This window comes from Flavobacterium sp. Flavsp81, from assembly GCF_059491325.1.
In genome coordinates, this window is record NZ_CP168505.1 from 2287916 (window position 1) to 2303489 (window position 15574).

Annotated in this window: 12 protein-coding genes; 5 read left to right on the plus strand and 7 right to left on the minus strand. The window is 33.4% G+C overall.

Annotation, left to right across the window (positions count from 1 at the left end):
- The first annotated feature begins 74 nt into the window (after positions 1–74).
- On the plus strand, positions 75–4142 hold the full coding sequence (locus tag ACEN92_RS09260; protein ID WP_495642083.1) for a DUF7948 domain-containing protein: 4068 nt from the start codon (positions 75–77) through the stop codon (positions 4140–4142).
- Positions 4143–4198: 56 nt separating this feature from the next.
- Here ACEN92_RS09260 and ACEN92_RS09265 read toward each other — a convergent pair whose 3' ends face one another.
- The 4 genes from ACEN92_RS09265 to ACEN92_RS09280 form a co-directional block, all read right to left on the minus strand.
- Entirely contained in the window at positions 4199–5476 is a 1278-nt protein-coding gene (locus tag ACEN92_RS09265) for an MFS transporter (RefSeq protein ID WP_495642084.1), read from the minus strand.
- A gap of 243 nt (positions 5477–5719) precedes the next feature.
- On the minus strand, positions 5720–6184 hold the full coding sequence (locus tag ACEN92_RS09270) for a tetratricopeptide repeat protein (protein ID WP_495642085.1): 465 nt from the start codon (positions 6182–6184) through the stop codon (positions 5720–5722).
- A gap of 33 nt (positions 6185–6217) precedes the next feature.
- Positions 6218–6907, minus strand: a complete 690-nt coding sequence (gene prfH / locus ACEN92_RS09275) for a peptide chain release factor H (protein ID WP_495642086.1) — start codon at positions 6905–6907, stop codon at positions 6218–6220.
- 13 nt (positions 6908–6920) lie between these two features.
- A complete protein-coding gene (locus tag ACEN92_RS09280) occupies positions 6921–8312 on the minus strand; it encodes an RtcB family protein (RefSeq protein WP_495642087.1) in 1392 nt (463 codons plus the stop codon).
- A 585-nt stretch (positions 8313–8897) separates the two neighbouring features.
- Between ACEN92_RS09280 and bshC the strand changes: the two genes are divergently transcribed.
- The 3 genes from bshC to ACEN92_RS09295 all read left to right on the plus strand — a co-directional run bounded on the left by bshC (position 8898) and on the right by ACEN92_RS09295 (position 12391).
- Complete coding sequence (bshC, locus tag ACEN92_RS09285; RefSeq protein ID WP_495642088.1) at positions 8898–10487, plus strand: bacillithiol biosynthesis cysteine-adding enzyme BshC; 1590 nt, start codon at positions 8898–8900, stop codon at positions 10485–10487.
- 114 nt (positions 10488–10601) lie between these two features.
- Positions 10602–11873, plus strand: coding sequence for an acyltransferase family protein (locus ACEN92_RS09290; RefSeq protein WP_495642089.1), 1272 nt, complete (start codon positions 10602–10604; stop codon positions 11871–11873).
- A 98-nt stretch (positions 11874–11971) separates the two neighbouring features.
- On the plus strand, positions 11972–12391 hold the full coding sequence (locus ACEN92_RS09295; RefSeq protein ID WP_056196211.1) for a nucleoside-diphosphate kinase: 420 nt from the start codon (positions 11972–11974) through the stop codon (positions 12389–12391).
- 92 nt (positions 12392–12483) lie between these two features.
- Here the strand turns inward: ACEN92_RS09295 and ACEN92_RS09300 are convergent, their stop codons facing one another.
- The 3 genes from ACEN92_RS09300 to ACEN92_RS09310 all read right to left on the minus strand — a co-directional run bounded on the left by ACEN92_RS09300 (position 12484) and on the right by ACEN92_RS09310 (position 14083).
- Entirely contained in the window at positions 12484–13203 is a 720-nt protein-coding gene (locus ACEN92_RS09300) for a hypothetical protein (protein ID WP_495642090.1), read from the minus strand.
- A gap of 162 nt (positions 13204–13365) precedes the next feature.
- Positions 13366–13662, minus strand: coding sequence for a DciA family protein (locus ACEN92_RS09305; protein WP_495642091.1), 297 nt, complete (start codon positions 13660–13662; stop codon positions 13366–13368).
- On the minus strand, positions 13643–14083 hold the full coding sequence (locus tag ACEN92_RS09310; RefSeq protein ID WP_495642092.1) for a hypothetical protein: 441 nt from the start codon (positions 14081–14083) through the stop codon (positions 13643–13645). Before ACEN92_RS09310 ends, ACEN92_RS09305 begins: the two co-directional genes overlap by 20 nt.
- A 297-nt stretch (positions 14084–14380) precedes the next feature.
- Here ACEN92_RS09310 and ACEN92_RS09315 point away from each other — a divergent pair, with 297 nt between their 5' ends.
- A complete protein-coding gene (locus ACEN92_RS09315) occupies positions 14381–15445 on the plus strand; it encodes a serine hydrolase domain-containing protein (RefSeq protein WP_495642093.1) in 1065 nt (354 codons plus the stop codon).
- Positions 15446–15574: the final 129 nt, after the last annotated feature.

The following is a 15574-nucleotide window of genomic DNA, read 5'->3' on the forward strand; positions in this document are numbered from 1 at the left end:
AAAGATTCGACTGCTTACTTTAGCTTTATTTTCGTAGATATTTAATTACATTTGCGGAAATGTAAATTATCACAATGAAACAAAAATTACTTTTATTTTTCTTTATAATCACATTTTCATTATTTTCTCAAAATAAAAACCAGTCAGTTGGTTTTAAAGAAAATAAAGGACAAATTATTGATCAAAAAGGAAAACCAAATATTGCTGTAAAATATTTACTGAATACTAATGGATTAAATGTTCAGCTTAAAAAAAATGGATTTTCATATGATATTTATGAAGTAAAAAAGACTCCAATTGTTTGTTCAGATAAATCAAAAACACTTACCCATAAAATTCCCGAAAAAGAAAAAACGGAACAAACTGACTATACATTAGAATATAAATTTCACAGAATAGACATTGACTTTGTACATTCAAATCCGAAGGTTGAAATAATTACAGATCAGAAATCAAAAGATTTTGACAATTATTACAATATTCCAAACAAACCCGAGGGAATTATTGGTGTTCATCAATACAAACAAATCACTTACAAAAACATCTATCCTAATATTGATGTAATTTTTACAGTTCCGGATGATTATAAGAAGGTTGTTGAATATAATTTTGTCATTCATCCGAAAGGAGAAATATCAGATATTCAATTAAAATTTAATGGCTCTGAAACTGAATTAGTTGATAATAAAATCCAAATAAATGTTCGTTTTGGTAAGATGGAAGAAACGCTTCCAGCAAGCTGGATTGAAGAAGGAACTAGTAAAAAAGAGATTGTGGTTGGCTATACTAAAATCAAGAAGAATGTTTATGGATTCAGTAGTTCAGATGCTACTTCTGATAAAACTGTTATAATTGATCCTGTGCCTGTGAGGCTTTGGGGAACTTATTACGGAGGTGAAGGAGAAGAAAATAATTTTAACGGAATCGTTAAAACAAATAATCAATTTGTTTATATTGGAGGTTATACTACCAGTTTAGCAAATATTTCTACCGTTGGGAGTTATCAACCAGATATTACTTTTTATCAGGATGCTTTTATTACGAAATTTGATGCTGAAGGAAATAGAATTTGGGGTACATACTATGGAGGAAGCCATTACGATATTTTTAGAGCAATAGATTTTGATTCAAATAATAACATTTATGCAGCTGGAGATACTGGAAGTGTAAATAATATTGCTACACCTGACACACATCAAACAACTTATAAAGACTGGTTTGATGGAATGCTAATTAAGTTCGATATGAATGGTCAGAGAATATGGGGAACTTATTATGGAGGTGAGGGCATAGAGGCAATATCAAGCATTAAGGTTGATCATGATCAAAATATACTTATTGCTGGATTGTCTCATAGTAGAAACAATATTGCTACAAGCAATAGTTTTAAAGCTAGTGTTCCTCCTGCTTCATATGGTAATAACCAAGGCGAGGACGGCTTTTTGGTTAAATTCACACCAAATGGACAAAGAATATGGGCTACTTATTATGGAGGCAATGACGGAAACGATTGGATCTCTTCAATTGATGTTGATACTAATAATAATATTTTTTGCTCAGGAACAACCAGTAGTTTCCAAGGAATTGCAACTTCAGGATCCTATAGAGAAACATTCAATTACAAAACCATGTTATGGAATGACACCTTTGTTGTGAAATTTAACACAAATGGAGAAAGGCTATTTGGAACTTATTATGGTGGATTAGATTACGATGTTAATTCTCAAATATTAGTTGACAAAGAAGATAATTTTATAATTTCTGGTTATACCAGAAGCATTGATGACATTGGAAAAACAAATTCTTTTCAACCAAACAACAATGGCCAATACGATTCTTACATCGCAAAATTTACCAATCATGGAAATTTAATTTGGAGTACATTTTATGGAGGTGAAGGACTTGACGGCCATTGGGGCAAAAATTCAATTGCTATTGATGAAAACAACTCTATTTATTTATATAGTAGCGGAACAAGTTCCAATAATATCTCTACAGTTGGCTCTTATCAGGAAAATTTAAGTGGATATTCTAATTTATATATAGTTAAATTTAAACCTAATGGGGAAAGAGTCTGGGGAACCTATTACGGTGGACATGTTGCGGACTATTCGGGAGATATTTCGTACGATAAAAATGGTGTTTTTTATATTTCCGGATTTACGTATAGCGATACAGACATAGCAACATCAGATGCCTTTCAAAAACAACTCAATGGCACATTTGATACTTTTCTAATAAAATTTAAAGACTGTGAATCAAGTGCTTTAGTAACAAGCAATTCTCCAGTCTGCATCGGTAAAACATTAGAACTTAAAGCTTCCGGAGGAACAAACTATTCCTGGTCTGGACCAAACGGTTTTACATCCACAGACCAAAATCCAACTATTACAAATGCAACAGCCATTAATAGTGGAGAATATAGCTGTTTAATTACAGGAACAGGCGGTTGTGATGATACTAAAAAAATCAATGTAGTTGTTGGTGACATCCAAGATCCAATTCCAGATATTCTAACTCTTCCAACTATAACAGGAGATTGTAATACCACAATAACCACTATTCCAACCGCTACAGATGCCTGCGCAGGAATAATTATGGGAACAACTTTAAATCCTTTATCCTATACAATACCCGGAACTTATACAATTGTTTGGAATTACAATGATGGAAACGGAAACAGTTCAACTCAAAATCAAACTGTTACTATTACAAGTCAGCCGCTTCCTGGAACTGATACTCCACAAACTTTCTGTTTTGAGCAAAATGCAACTTTAGATAATATTGCTATCACAGGGCAAAATATAAAATGGTACAATGCCCAAACAGCAGGAACACTTCTACCAAGTACAACTATACTTCAAAACAACGGTGTTTATTATGCATCTCAAACTATTAATGCTTGCGAAAGTGATAGAATACCAGTAACTGTCAATATTCAATATACCTTAGTGCCGACCGGAGATGCAAATCAACCTTTTTGTACTGGTCAAAATCCGACAATTGCAAAGATTCAAGTGACAGGAGATTCAATAAAATGGTATGATGCATTAAGTAACGGTTCTTTATTAGCAGAAACCACAAATCTTGTTAACGGTAAAACCTATTATGCTTCTCAAACTGTTAATAATTGTGAAAGTCCTCGATTTGGAATTACTGTTTCAATTGTAAATACACCTTCTGCACCAACAGGAAATCTAAGTCAATCATTCTGTAAAAATGAAAATGCAAAGCTGAGTAATATTCAGATGTCAGGACAAAATATAAAATGGTACGATACAAATATTGCAACGGCCACTTTGTCCAATACTACTTTACTGGAAAACAACAGAACCTATTATGCTTCCCAAACTATTGGCTGCGAAAGTGACAGAACTCCAGTTTTAGTTAGAGTTTACGACACCCCATTACCCAAAGGAAGTAATAATCAACTATTTTGTATTGATGAAAATGCAACCATCGCCAATCTTAACATTACTGGAACAACTATTAAATGGTATGATTCTGCTAATGGAAATGTTTTACCAGAAACGACTTTACTTCAAAATGGTGTTTATTACGCTACGCAAACGCTAAACAATTGTGAAAGCGAAAAATTGGCTATTTCTGTAAAAATTCAGGATACAAAAGCTCCAAATGCTGATGCAAATCAGACTTTCTGTATACAACAAAATGCAACAATAGATAACATTAAAATTTCCGGAGAAAACATAAAATGGTACAATAACTTAATTGCAGGAACAGAATTATCAGAATCAACTCCTATGGAAAACGGAATTATCTATTATGCTTCACAAACTATTAATGATTGTGAAAGCGATAGAGCTCCAATTACTATTCAGATTCTTGAAGCCACAACTGCTGACTGTATCAATTATGTTGATGAACTTCCTTTTCCTAAATTCTTTACTCCAAATAATGATGGATATAATGATAACTGGACGATTAATTTTATTTATTTGAAACCAAATACCGGAATCAGAATATTTGACCGTTATGGAAAATTCATTAAAGAATTAACAACTAATACTTCTTGGGATGGGACTTATAATGGACAGGATGAACCTGCTTCAGATTACTGGTTTACAGTTAAAAGAATAAATGGTGCAGAATTTAGAGGCCATTTTAGCCTGAAACGTTAGAATGAAAAAAGGTCGTCCAAGTAAATTCAGACGACCTTTTTTATATGATTACTTCTTTAAAACTTATGTTCCTTCTTACTAATTGCCAGTAAAGAAAACAATGAGATGCAAGCTGCTATCGTCAGATAGAAACCTACATAGGTTAAACTATAGGTACTTGCCAGCCAAATTGCAATCATTGGAGCAAAAGCAGCACCAAAGATTCCTGCCAGATTAAAGGTCAATGAAGCTCCGGAATAACGAACCGTAGTAGGAAATAATTCAGACAAGAATGTTCCTAAAGGTCCATAAGTAAATCCCATCAAAGCCATTCCCGTACATAAAAAGAAAGTTACCATAGCTGGACTTCCTGAATTTAGAAAATACGAAAAGAAAAAACCAAAAAGAGCAATAGCAGTCGTGGCAATAATCAACATTTTACGACGTCCTATTCTATCCGCAACTACTGCTGAAATTGGGATAAAGAAGGCGAAAAACAAAACTGAAAACAACTGAATCAATAAGAAATCTCTTTTAGCATAACCCAGATCGGTGGTTGCCCAACTCAATGTAAATACAGTCATTAAATAAAACACCAAAAACGTTGTAATGGCTGCTAATGTCCCAAAAATCAATTGGTTTTTATACGATTTAATCAAAGTCAAAAATGGAATTTTCACTTCTTCATGTTCCTTTTTTGAATTCTCAAAAGAAGGTGTTTCTGTAATTTTAGTTCGGATATAAAATCCAACTACAACCAAAAGAGAACTTGCAATAAAAGGAATTCTCCAGCCATAATCCATAAAATCTTCGCTACTCATTGAATCCGTTAACAACAAGAAGGTTCCTCCCGAAAGTAATAACCCAATTGGAGCACCCAGTTGCGGAAACATACCATACCAGGCACGTTTATTTGGTGGCGCATTTTCTATAGCCAGCAAAACTGCTCCTCCCCATTCACCTCCTAATCCAACCCCTTGACCAAATCGACATAACATCAATAATAAAGGGGCAGCAACACCAATACTGGCATAACCTGGTAAAAAACCAATGGTCACAGTCGAAATACCCATGGTCAACAAGGCTGCAACTAAGGTAAATTTACGTCCGATTTTATCACCATAATGCCCAAAAAATGCTGAACCCAAAGGGCGCGATAAAAAGGCAATAGAAAAAGTAGCTAACGATTCTAAAGTTGCCATGGTCGCATCAGAACCCGGGAAAAATAATTGTGGAAATACCAATACCGCAGCATTGGCATAAATATAAAAGTCGAAAAATTCAATTGTGGTACCTATTAAACTGCCAAAAAGAACATGCTTTAAAGAATTCTTTTGATTGGGGTTATTTTTCATATGGTTTTGGTCTAGATTTTTTTTTAAGAAAACAGGGTATAAAAATGATTCTTATTTCTGAAAGTAACAAACATTTATCTTTAAAAATACAGCATCGTTGTGAAAAACTCAAAATCTAAATAGTTGAGATTTGGATTGCATAATGTTTCTGAAACTAAAAAGAATGCCATGACGACATCCTCTTTAATTTTATTTGCTTTTTTTGCTGGCTGGTTTTTCTTTTTTAGAAACCTTATTCAATTTTTAATTTAATCGTTTTTCAGTTTCATCAATAAGATAATCATATTCATTACTTAAAGTTACAAGTCTTGTCTCTTTTAAAGCTTTCAAAGCTTGTTTGAATTTTTTCTGACTTTCTAAAAGCATCACTTTCTTAAGCAGAATTTCAACTTTGTTGATTCCCTTAATCGTCAAGGCAAAATCTATTAATTTAGTTGCCTCAACATAATCTTCATTTAAAACTAAAGTATTAATGTAATACGAATAAACTTCGATTGCATTGATATTAATGGAGATTGCCTGCTGAAAAAATTCTTTGGCTTCTTCATATTTAAATAACTGATCAGCCTGAACGCGCCCGTATAAGCATAATGCCATGATATTTTTATCATCATAAGACAACGCATAATCCAATGATTCTATGGTTTCAACCAGCGAATATGGATAATTATCCAATGCTTCAAAAATGTATTTATCTACTGTTTTCATATATTATTATTTTTTTTAGAAATTAAAAGAGTATTAATCCCGATTGAAATAATCTTCTCGTTTTAATCTTTGTCTTTCCTGTTTATATTTTTTTTCCTGTTTTTGCTTTTTAAAATCGGAACCCTGAAAAACCCGAACAGGATTTCCCCGCTGAATCTGCAATTGATTCATCCATTGTGTCTGAAATTCGGTTTTAAATTGTTTTACTGCTTCTTCTTTAAATTTCTGCAACAATCTTTCTGTTGCCAGTTTTTTATTCTGATGCTGAGAACGCGAATCCATCGAAACAACACTAATTCCGGTTGGAATATGAGTTGCTCTGACTGCCGAACTTACTTTGTTTACATGCTGACCTCCGGCTCCGGAGCTTCGCATTGCCTGATATTGAATATCGTTTTCAGAAATTTCAGTTGCTGTCGATTTTTCAATTTCGAAAATTCCGATAAACCAATTTTTTCTTTTATGAAATTTTCTAAACTGGCTTTGTCCAATCCACTGAATCGTTCCAATCCATGAATTGACAAAAGCATTTAGATCATCACTTTCGAGTAAAATTGTTGCCGTCACTACAGTTCCGTTTTCGATTCCGGTTTCTCTTTGAAGCATTGTTGTTTTTATATTATTCTCTTTTGCTTCTTCTATAAAGGTTTTTAAAACCTGAGCCACAACCCAGCTGCATTCAGCTGGGCCACGACCTGATGTTATTTGAATTATTTTTTCCATAAATTCTGTTTTTTTAGCGGTCCATTCTAACAATCTTTGGTGTGAACATACCAAGCACATCTACCAATTCGTTTTGGTTTGCCATTACTTTATTAATGTCCTTATATGCCATTGGAGCTTCATCAATATTTCCGCCAATTAAGCTGACATCATTTGCTTTCAGGACTTTATTAATCTCACTTTGCGTAAACGATTCTTTGCATTTTCTGCGTGAAAAAAGCCGTCCGGCACCATGCGATGCAGAGTTTAAACTTTCAGCATTCCCTTTTCCCTGAACAATAAATCCGGGAGCTGTCATCGAACCGGGAATAATCCCCAGCTCTCCAACGTTTGCAGGAGTTGCACCTTTTCGATGTACGATTGCTTCCTTTCCGTTTACGATTTCCTTCCACGCAAAATTGTGATGATTCTCTATCGTAACAACAACACGTTTTCCTATTGCTTTTGCAATTCGGCGATGAATATCATCGTGGCAGGCTTTTGCATAATCTCCCGCTAAATTCATAGCCAGCCAATATTCCTGACCATCATGCGTATTCAAATCCAACCATGCCAAATGCTGGACATTTTTCGGTAACGGACATTGTTTTGTGGCCAGATAGGTATAATGTTTGGCAACATTTGCTCCTAAACCTCTTGAACCACTATGCGAAAGCACAGCAAAATATTCACCAACTCCAATTTTCCATTCGTTAAGCGGATTCGTGATTTTTGCAATTCCAAACTCTACAAAATGATTTCCCCCACCAGAAGTTCCAAGCTGTTTGTAAGCTTTACTTAAAAGATTTTTCAAAAGCGGAATATCCTGAAATTCACTTCGGCTAAACAATTCATGATCCGCTTTTATAGTGTGTGTTTCATACATTCCAAATTTTGTATTGTCTTTTAAAATTGCTTGCAGCTGATGGTCTTTTCCTTTGAAAAATGAAGCCGGAATATCAAAAATTGACAAACTCATTCTACACCCTATATCCACGCCAACTCCGTATGGAATCACAGCATTATCTGTTGCAAGTACGCCTCCGATTGGTAATCCGTAACCCGAGTGTGCATCCGGCATTAAAGCTCCCGCCACTGATATTGGTAATTTTAAAGCATCGTACAACTGATACTTTGCCTGTTCATCAATTTCATTTTCTCCAAATATCGAAAACGGTGCCCGTGTATTATTTAATTGATGCATTCGCACTTGTACCGGATTTACTAATCCTTCGGCAACTTTCCCCCAGGTTCCGTGTCCGGTAAATTTTTCAGGAAACAGTAAAACTTCTTTGGCTTCGGTTAGTATACTCTCTTTTTTTTCTCTTTTTCTGTATCTGTTTATTTGCCCTAAAGCGATATTGATACTATTATTTTTTGGAAAGCCTATTTTAATCAGGTCTTTTCCGGATAATTTATTTCCCATTATATTTTAATATTGATATTCTTTCCAAAATCAATATTGCAAATTGTTAATCGTGCAACAGGAAATGCTTAAAATCTTAAATCATTTTAAAAGAAATAAGAATATTTGCAAAACACATAGCTGATTAACAGCAATACTGATTTTGATAAACATTTTATCTGAAACAGATAAATTGAGTTCTGATAATCGGGAATTTTTTGAAGAGTCTAGAATAAAAAAAAGCCCGAAAGTTAATTTACTTCGGGCTTGTTCATATATCTAAAATTGATTTGCTATGATTGAGAAAAGCCACGAAGACACATACCAACAGAATCTGATCCTGATGTGATGTTTTGAGAGGTAAAGTTTAATACAAACATTGTCTTCGTTGTTAATAGTTAGTGATTTATTTTTCTGAGGCAAATTTTGTAAAATATTTTCCTAATAAACAAGTTAATATTGAAATATTTTCAAACAACACTTAAAAATCATTGATTTACAATCACTTACAACGAAAAATAAAATTCAAATCATAAGCAATCGTTAAAACCATTTTTGACTACATATTTTCATTAAATTTACAGCTATCAAAATAAACCCAAAATTATGCCTACCGACTGTATCAGCTACCAAAACTCAGGATATTTTTCTACTTTGATACATGATTATTTAGAACAAAAATCGGACTTAAAACCGCTATATAATAATTTTCCAACGCTGGAAAACTTTGAAAAACAAATCACCGAAAAAAAGCAGAATTTTAATAATCAAAACCGAATTCCGCTAGTTTCTGTTTTAAAAGAGCACTATTCCTCAATTGAAATTTCAGATTTAACCAAACAAAATATTGAACTTTTAGCATCCGAAAATACGTTTACGGTTACAACCGGACATCAATTAAATCTTTTTAGCGGACCTTTATATTTTCTTTATAAAATCATATCGACCATTAATCTTACCAAAGAATTAAAATCGAAATACCCTGCCTATAATTTTGTTCCAATTTATTGGATGGCAACCGAAGACCACGATTTCGAAGAAATTAATTATTTTAACTTTAAAGGAAAAAAATTCAGGTGGAATACTGAAAGTAATGGTCCTGTTGGAAGGCTTTCAACAGAAGGACTAGCTGAATTTTTCGATATCTATGCTTTAGAATTAGGAGCGAGTACAAATGCGAATACATTGAAAAAGCTTTTTGAAGACTCCTATTTAAAACATGATACTCTTGCCGATGCAACTCGATTTTTAGCGGACAATTTATTTGCATCGCAAGGTTTAGTTATTGTAGATGCAGATAACGCCGACTTAAAACGTGCTTTTATTCCTTATATAAAAGAAGAGTTATTAGAACAAACTTCTTTTAAAGCCGTTCAGGAAACTATTGAAAAACTAAAAGATTATACTGTTCAGGTAAATCCTCGTGAAATCAATTTATTTTATATTGAAGATAATTTACGTGAACGAATAATTTTTGAAAATGATAAGTTCATCGTCAACAATACCAAAACTTCATTCTCAGAAGAAGAAATCCTAAAATTACTGGAAAGTAATCCGGAGAAATTCAGCCCAAATGTGATTATGCGTCCATTATATCAGGAAATTATTTTACCAAATTTATGTTACATTGGCGGAGGCGGGGAAATTGCTTATTGGCTGGAACTAAAATCTTTTTTTGAGGCTGTAAATATTACATTTCCTATTATTTTGATTCGAAATTCAGTTCTCTTAGCCACCGAAAAACAAGCTAAAAAAGCAGATCAATTAGGTTTAAGCTGGAAAGACTTATTTACCAAACCAAGCGATTTGGTAAATGCCATAACACATAAAATTTCAGAATTTCCAATTGACTTAACCCCTCAAAAAGAAGTTCTTGAAAAACAATTTGAATATCTATTTGAGTTAGCTCAAAAAACCGATAAATCATTTACCGGAGCTGTAAAAGCTCAGCACGTGAAACAGACTAAAGGCTTGGAAAATCTTGAAAAACGTCTGTTAAAAGCTCAAAAAAGAAAATTAAAAGATCAATTAGACCGAATTACAGATTTACAATGCGAATTATTCCCAAATAACAGTTTACAGGAGCGTCAAGCTAATTTTTCAGAATTTTATTTAGAAAAAGGAGAACAACTGATTCCATTATTAACTCAAAAATTAAGACCTTTAGAAACTAATTTTTCAATCATAACAATATAATTATGTGATACAGCGATAATTTCAGGATAAATAACCACCTGATCCTGAAATTATTGTTCCTAAACCAAATAGCGACTTTTAAAAATTATTAACTAATCAATTTACCCAAAATCAATGGTAAAAGAACGCTTAATTTCGCTAGATGTCTTTCGTGGACTCACTATTTTATTAATGACAATTGTCAACAACCCTGGAGATTGGGGCCATGTTTTCCCTCCACTTTTACATGCCGAATGGAATGGCTGTACGTTAACAGACTTAGTATTTCCGTTTTTTATTTTTATTATGGGAGTTGCAATTCCGCTTGCGATGCCCGATAAGGTATATGACGACACGACTTTCAATAAAATTCTGATTCGTTCTTTGCGAATGTTATGTTTGGGAATCTTCTTTAATTTCTTCGAAAAAATACAGCTTTTGGGTTTAGAAGGAATTCCGCTTCTTATTTTCAGATTAATTATTACAATTGCTGTCGGATATGCTTTAATGGGTAATTTCAGTTTAAAACTCAAAAACATATTTGCTTTCTCAATATTAACAATTTATTTCTTTTTAGCTTATAGCGGAATCGAAGCTTATCAGGATGTACGTCTTCCGGGGGTTTTACAACGAATTGCTATTGTTTATTTTGTTGTTTCGTTATTATACCTAAAAACATCTCAAAAAACACAAATCATAACCGGAATTGTTTTATTATTAGGATATTGGGCAGTTATGACCTTGTTTCCCGTTCCTGGAATCGGAGAAGCGAATCTGGAAAAAGGAACCAATTTGGCTTCATGGCTCGACAGTATTCTGCTTAAAGGTCATATGTACCACGAAACCAAAACATGGGATCCGGAAGGAATTCTAAGTACAATTCCATCAATAGTAAACGGAATCATTGGTTTATTAATCGGACAATTACTATTTCTTAAAATCGCTAAAATAGAGATCGCTAAAAAAATAGCGTTGATCGGAACAGCATTAATTATTGCCGGATTACTCTGGAATATTGTTTTCCCAATAAACAAATCAGTCTGGACAAGTAGTTATGTATTGTACACAACAGGATTAGCTGCAACCACTTTGTCTGTTTTATATTTTATAATTGACATTGCCGAATATAAAAAAGGATTCAAATTGTTTTTAATCTGGGGTGTAAACCCGATGATTGTGTTTTTCGCTTCACAGATTATCCCACAGGCATTGGTAATGATTCAATTTGAAAACCCTCATAAAGCCGGTAAAGAAATTAATCTTTTAAATTATCTGTATCGTTACGATATCGCGCCTTTTTTCAGTAATCCAATGATAGCTTCATTTGCCGAAGCTTTAATTTATGTCGGAATCTGGACATTCATTTTATGGATATTCTACAAAAATAAACTTATTTTCAAGGTTTAATTGTCATAACATCATTTCATGAAGTTTTAATTATGAATTTATTAAAATCAATTCATAAAAAAACCTACTTTTGCACAAAATTTAAAAAACGCAAAAAAATGGCAACAAATAGAACTTTTACAATGATTAAGCCGGATGCTGTTGCAAATGGACATATCGGGAACATCTTAGCAATGATTACTAATGGAGGTTTCAAAATCGTTTCATTAAAATTAACTCAATTAACTGTAGCTGATGCTCAGGCATTTTATGCTGTACACGCTGCAAGACCATTCTACGGAGAATTAGTTGAATTTATGTCACGCGGACCAATTGTTGCTGCAATTTTAGAAAAAGATAACGCAGTAGAAGATTTCAGAACTTTAATTGGAGCTACAAATCCGGCTGAAGCTGCTGAAGGAACTATTCGTAAAGCATACGCAACTTCTATCGGAGAAAATGCAGTTCACGGTTCTGACAGCGATGAAAATGCTGCAATCGAGAGTGCATTCCATTTTGCCGGTAGAGAGCAGTTCTAATTATGGTTTTAGAGTTCAAATCGCTGAACTTTGTGAAACTAAACAAAAAAAATCCATTTCAATTGAAATGGATTTTTTTTAATTGCATATTATTAAAGTTTGCCGTCTGTCTTTTTAACAAGTTTAGCAATTTTTTCATCTAAATCTTTTAAAAGTTCTTCTAAAGCGCTTTCACACATAGGAAGTACTTTTTCAGGGCTTAAAACAGGAACTCCACCTACGATAGCACCTGTTTTTTTAGAATTTGCTCCTTCATTAAAAGCAAATACTTTTTTTCCGGTTTTATCATACAAAGCAATTCTGGCATACGCTCTCATTTTCACGGTTCCGGTTCCGGCCACGGCAAATCCTTTTTGTAAAGCAAAATGAATTTCAGTAAACAAAACACCATCTGCAACATCTTTAAAAATAGTCGCAGTTCCTACTTCATTTGCTTCACCATTTGCTCCTTCATAAATATATTTATATCCAGGGTAATTAATTATAGTTTTCCCTGCATCTCCTTCTCTCGCAAATTTTGGAGTAAAATCAATGTATTCCTGTTTTTGGGTCACTTCGTTTTCCGGAATTAAATCAAATGGAAATTTTTTAGAATAAACAGTAAAAAAAGCATTGTGATATTTCTCTAAAATAGGACTAAGATTAAAGTCCGGACTGCTGCCAAGATCTGTAACCGCTGCAACAAGTCCTAAACCTAAATCAGACAGATCAATTGTTTTATCAGTGTAAAAAGCAACAACAGCAACTTTTTTGTTTTGAGAATGACTACTTAAAGCCAATAATACGGTAAGAATAAGTAATACTTTTTTCATTGTTTGTTAAATTTATTTTTAGGTTATTAATGAAACATGTTTTTTTTTAGTAAAAAAAAACTTTGTGCCCAAATGTATTATAAAAAAACACTTCTAATACAGAAGTGTTTTTTTTTATTTTTACAATAAAACTTACTAAAATTAGTCTTTTCAAAATCAAAACTAACGCAGTACAACATCTTTCACCACTTCACGTCCCAATTCTTCATTAATCATTTTTACAATTTTAGATTTTCCGTGACTCAATTCTTCTCTTAAGACCGCCGATCCAAGCTCAACATACAGCGTGCTTCCTTTCAAAACAACATTTTTAGTATACGTATTTACCCCGTTTCCCATCAATTGTCTCCAGGCATCTTTTACATCAATCTGATCCATTCCGGGCTGCAATTTATTCACCTGAATTATCTGCTGCAGCACATCTCCAATCGTGCTCTGATTATTTAGTCTTTTTGCCATCTTCTAATAAATTTATTGGTCCTGCTTTTTTATAATGATATTCCTTATTCTGATCGTTTTTCACCACAAATGTTTCATCCGAAATCGAAATTAATTCCTCACTCCACTTCGCGTAAGCTGTCTTATAATCCAGAAAAGTTCCTTTATCTGTAAATCGAACCGATACATTTTCAAAAGAATTACCAGTTAAAAAAGTTCCATCGAATTGTGGCATAACCTTCTTTCTAATTCCTGTATTCCCTTTCATCTTAAAAAAATCAAAGCTTTCATTCATACCATAATCTTTTTTCTCGCCTTTATCAAAAACTACTTTTTCAATTTCCCAATAACCATTCAATTTTGCAATATCTGTCGGTTTAATTTTCTGTTTGCAGCCCACAAACAAAAGCGACAAAACCAAAATCATAAAAGTGTTTTTCATATTTATTATATTAAAATTCAATAACTGTCATTCTAAACGAAGCCGTTTGTCATCCTGAGCGAAGTCGAAGGAAGCAGCTGTTTCCTGCTGTCCGACTGTATCTTTTATGGTCTCGTTAGAAAAAAACGAGACCATAAAAGGATGTCGCTTCCATCAGGGCTAGGTTCCGGTATTCGAAAGAATATTCGTGAACGACAAAGTTAATCTTATAAAGATTCAAAAGAAATAAAAATTAACAAAAGCCATTAAACTATTTTACATATTTTTGGTCAAAGCCCAAACCAAAAATCTAAAAACATGACCAAAACTATTTTTAAGCTGATGATTATTTTAAGTTTTATCAGTTGCAGCAAAGAAACTTCCGAAGATGACTCAACTCCCACACAAACAATGTATTTCCCTCCAGTAACAGGAACTATCTGGGAAACACAATCAATTTCAGACCTAAAATGGAATCAAAATGCCGTACAGCCACTCTTAGATTATTTAGAACTCAAACATTCAAAGTCATTTATTGTTTTAGTAAATGGACGAATCGTTTTAGAAAATTATTTCAACGGCCATTCGGCAACTACAAATTGGTATTGGGCAAGCGCGGGAAAAACATTAACCTCTACAATTACAGGAATTGCACAGCAAGAAGGTTTTATTAACATCAACAATAAGGTTTCAGACTATATTGGTCAGGGATGGACTAGCGAAACAACTGCTCAGGAAAACCTGATTACATGCAAAAATTTACTCAATATGACTTCTGGACTGGATGACAGCACAGATGATGTAGATCCGGCCAGCCTAATTTACAAAGCCAATGCAGGAACACGCTGGGCATATCATAATGTATATGTAAAGTTACAAGATGTCGTTGCGCAGGCTAGCGGACAAACCTGGCAAAATTATTTCAACACCAAATTAAGAGATAAAATTGGCATGAATGGTACTTGGGTACAAATTGATAATAATAGCGTTTATGCAAGTACATCAAGAAGTATGGCCCGCTTTGGACTTTTGATGCTCAATAAAGGAAAATGGGGAAACAATATTATCCTAAATGAAAATTACTTTACTGAAGCTACAAATACTTCACAAAGTATTAATTTAGGATATGGCTATTTATGGTGGTTAAACGGAAAAGCAAATTATCATTTACCGCAATCTCAACTCACTTTGCCGGGAAGCATTATTCCAACCGCACCAAACGATATGTTTATGGCATTGGGTAAAAATGACCAGAAAATCTATGTTGTACCAAGCAAAAATATGGTAATCATCAGAATGGGTGATGCTGCTGACAATGTCAACCTTGCACTATCCGATTTTGACAAAACTTTATGGGAGAAAATTAGCGCTTTGTATCAGTAACTATCGTTTAGTACGAATTCTTTTTAACATCCCCATAAAAAAGAACGCCAAGCCTAAAATCAATAAAACATAGTAAAAAGATAAACTTTTATCTTTTAATACATTTGCTAAAACAAAACTTATAACGCT

What these genes read in the sequence shown, in the direction of transcription:
- ACEN92_RS09260 (WP_495642083.1), top strand. Translation starts at nt 75, where the DNA reads ATGAAACAAAAATTACTTTTATTTTTCTTTATAATCACATTTTCATTA.
- ACEN92_RS09265 (WP_495642084.1), bottom strand. Translation starts at nt 5,476, where the DNA reads ATGAAAAATAACCCCAATCAAAAGAATTCTTTAAAGCATGTTCTTTTT.
- ACEN92_RS09270 (WP_495642085.1), bottom strand. Translation starts at nt 6,184, where the DNA reads ATGAAAACAGTAGATAAATACATTTTTGAAGCATTGGATAATTATCCA.
- prfH (WP_495642086.1), bottom strand. Translation starts at nt 6,907, where the DNA reads ATGGAAAAAATAATTCAAATAACATCAGGTCGTGGCCCAGCTGAATGC.
- ACEN92_RS09280 (WP_495642087.1), bottom strand. Translation starts at nt 8,312, where the DNA reads ATGGGAAATAAATTATCCGGAAAAGACCTGATTAAAATAGGCTTTCCA.
- bshC (WP_495642088.1), top strand. Translation starts at nt 8,898, where the DNA reads ATGCCTACCGACTGTATCAGCTACCAAAACTCAGGATATTTTTCTACT.
- ACEN92_RS09290 (WP_495642089.1), top strand. Translation starts at nt 10,602, where the DNA reads ATGGTAAAAGAACGCTTAATTTCGCTAGATGTCTTTCGTGGACTCACT.
- ACEN92_RS09295 (WP_056196211.1), top strand. Translation starts at nt 11,972, where the DNA reads ATGGCAACAAATAGAACTTTTACAATGATTAAGCCGGATGCTGTTGCA.
- ACEN92_RS09300 (WP_495642090.1), bottom strand. Translation starts at nt 13,203, where the DNA reads ATGAAAAAAGTATTACTTATTCTTACCGTATTATTGGCTTTAAGTAGT.
- ACEN92_RS09305 (WP_495642091.1), bottom strand. Translation starts at nt 13,662, where the DNA reads ATGGCAAAAAGACTAAATAATCAGAGCACGATTGGAGATGTGCTGCAG.
- ACEN92_RS09310 (WP_495642092.1), bottom strand. Translation starts at nt 14,083, where the DNA reads ATGAAAAACACTTTTATGATTTTGGTTTTGTCGCTTTTGTTTGTGGGC.
- ACEN92_RS09315 (WP_495642093.1), top strand. Translation starts at nt 14,381, where the DNA reads ATGACCAAAACTATTTTTAAGCTGATGATTATTTTAAGTTTTATCAGT.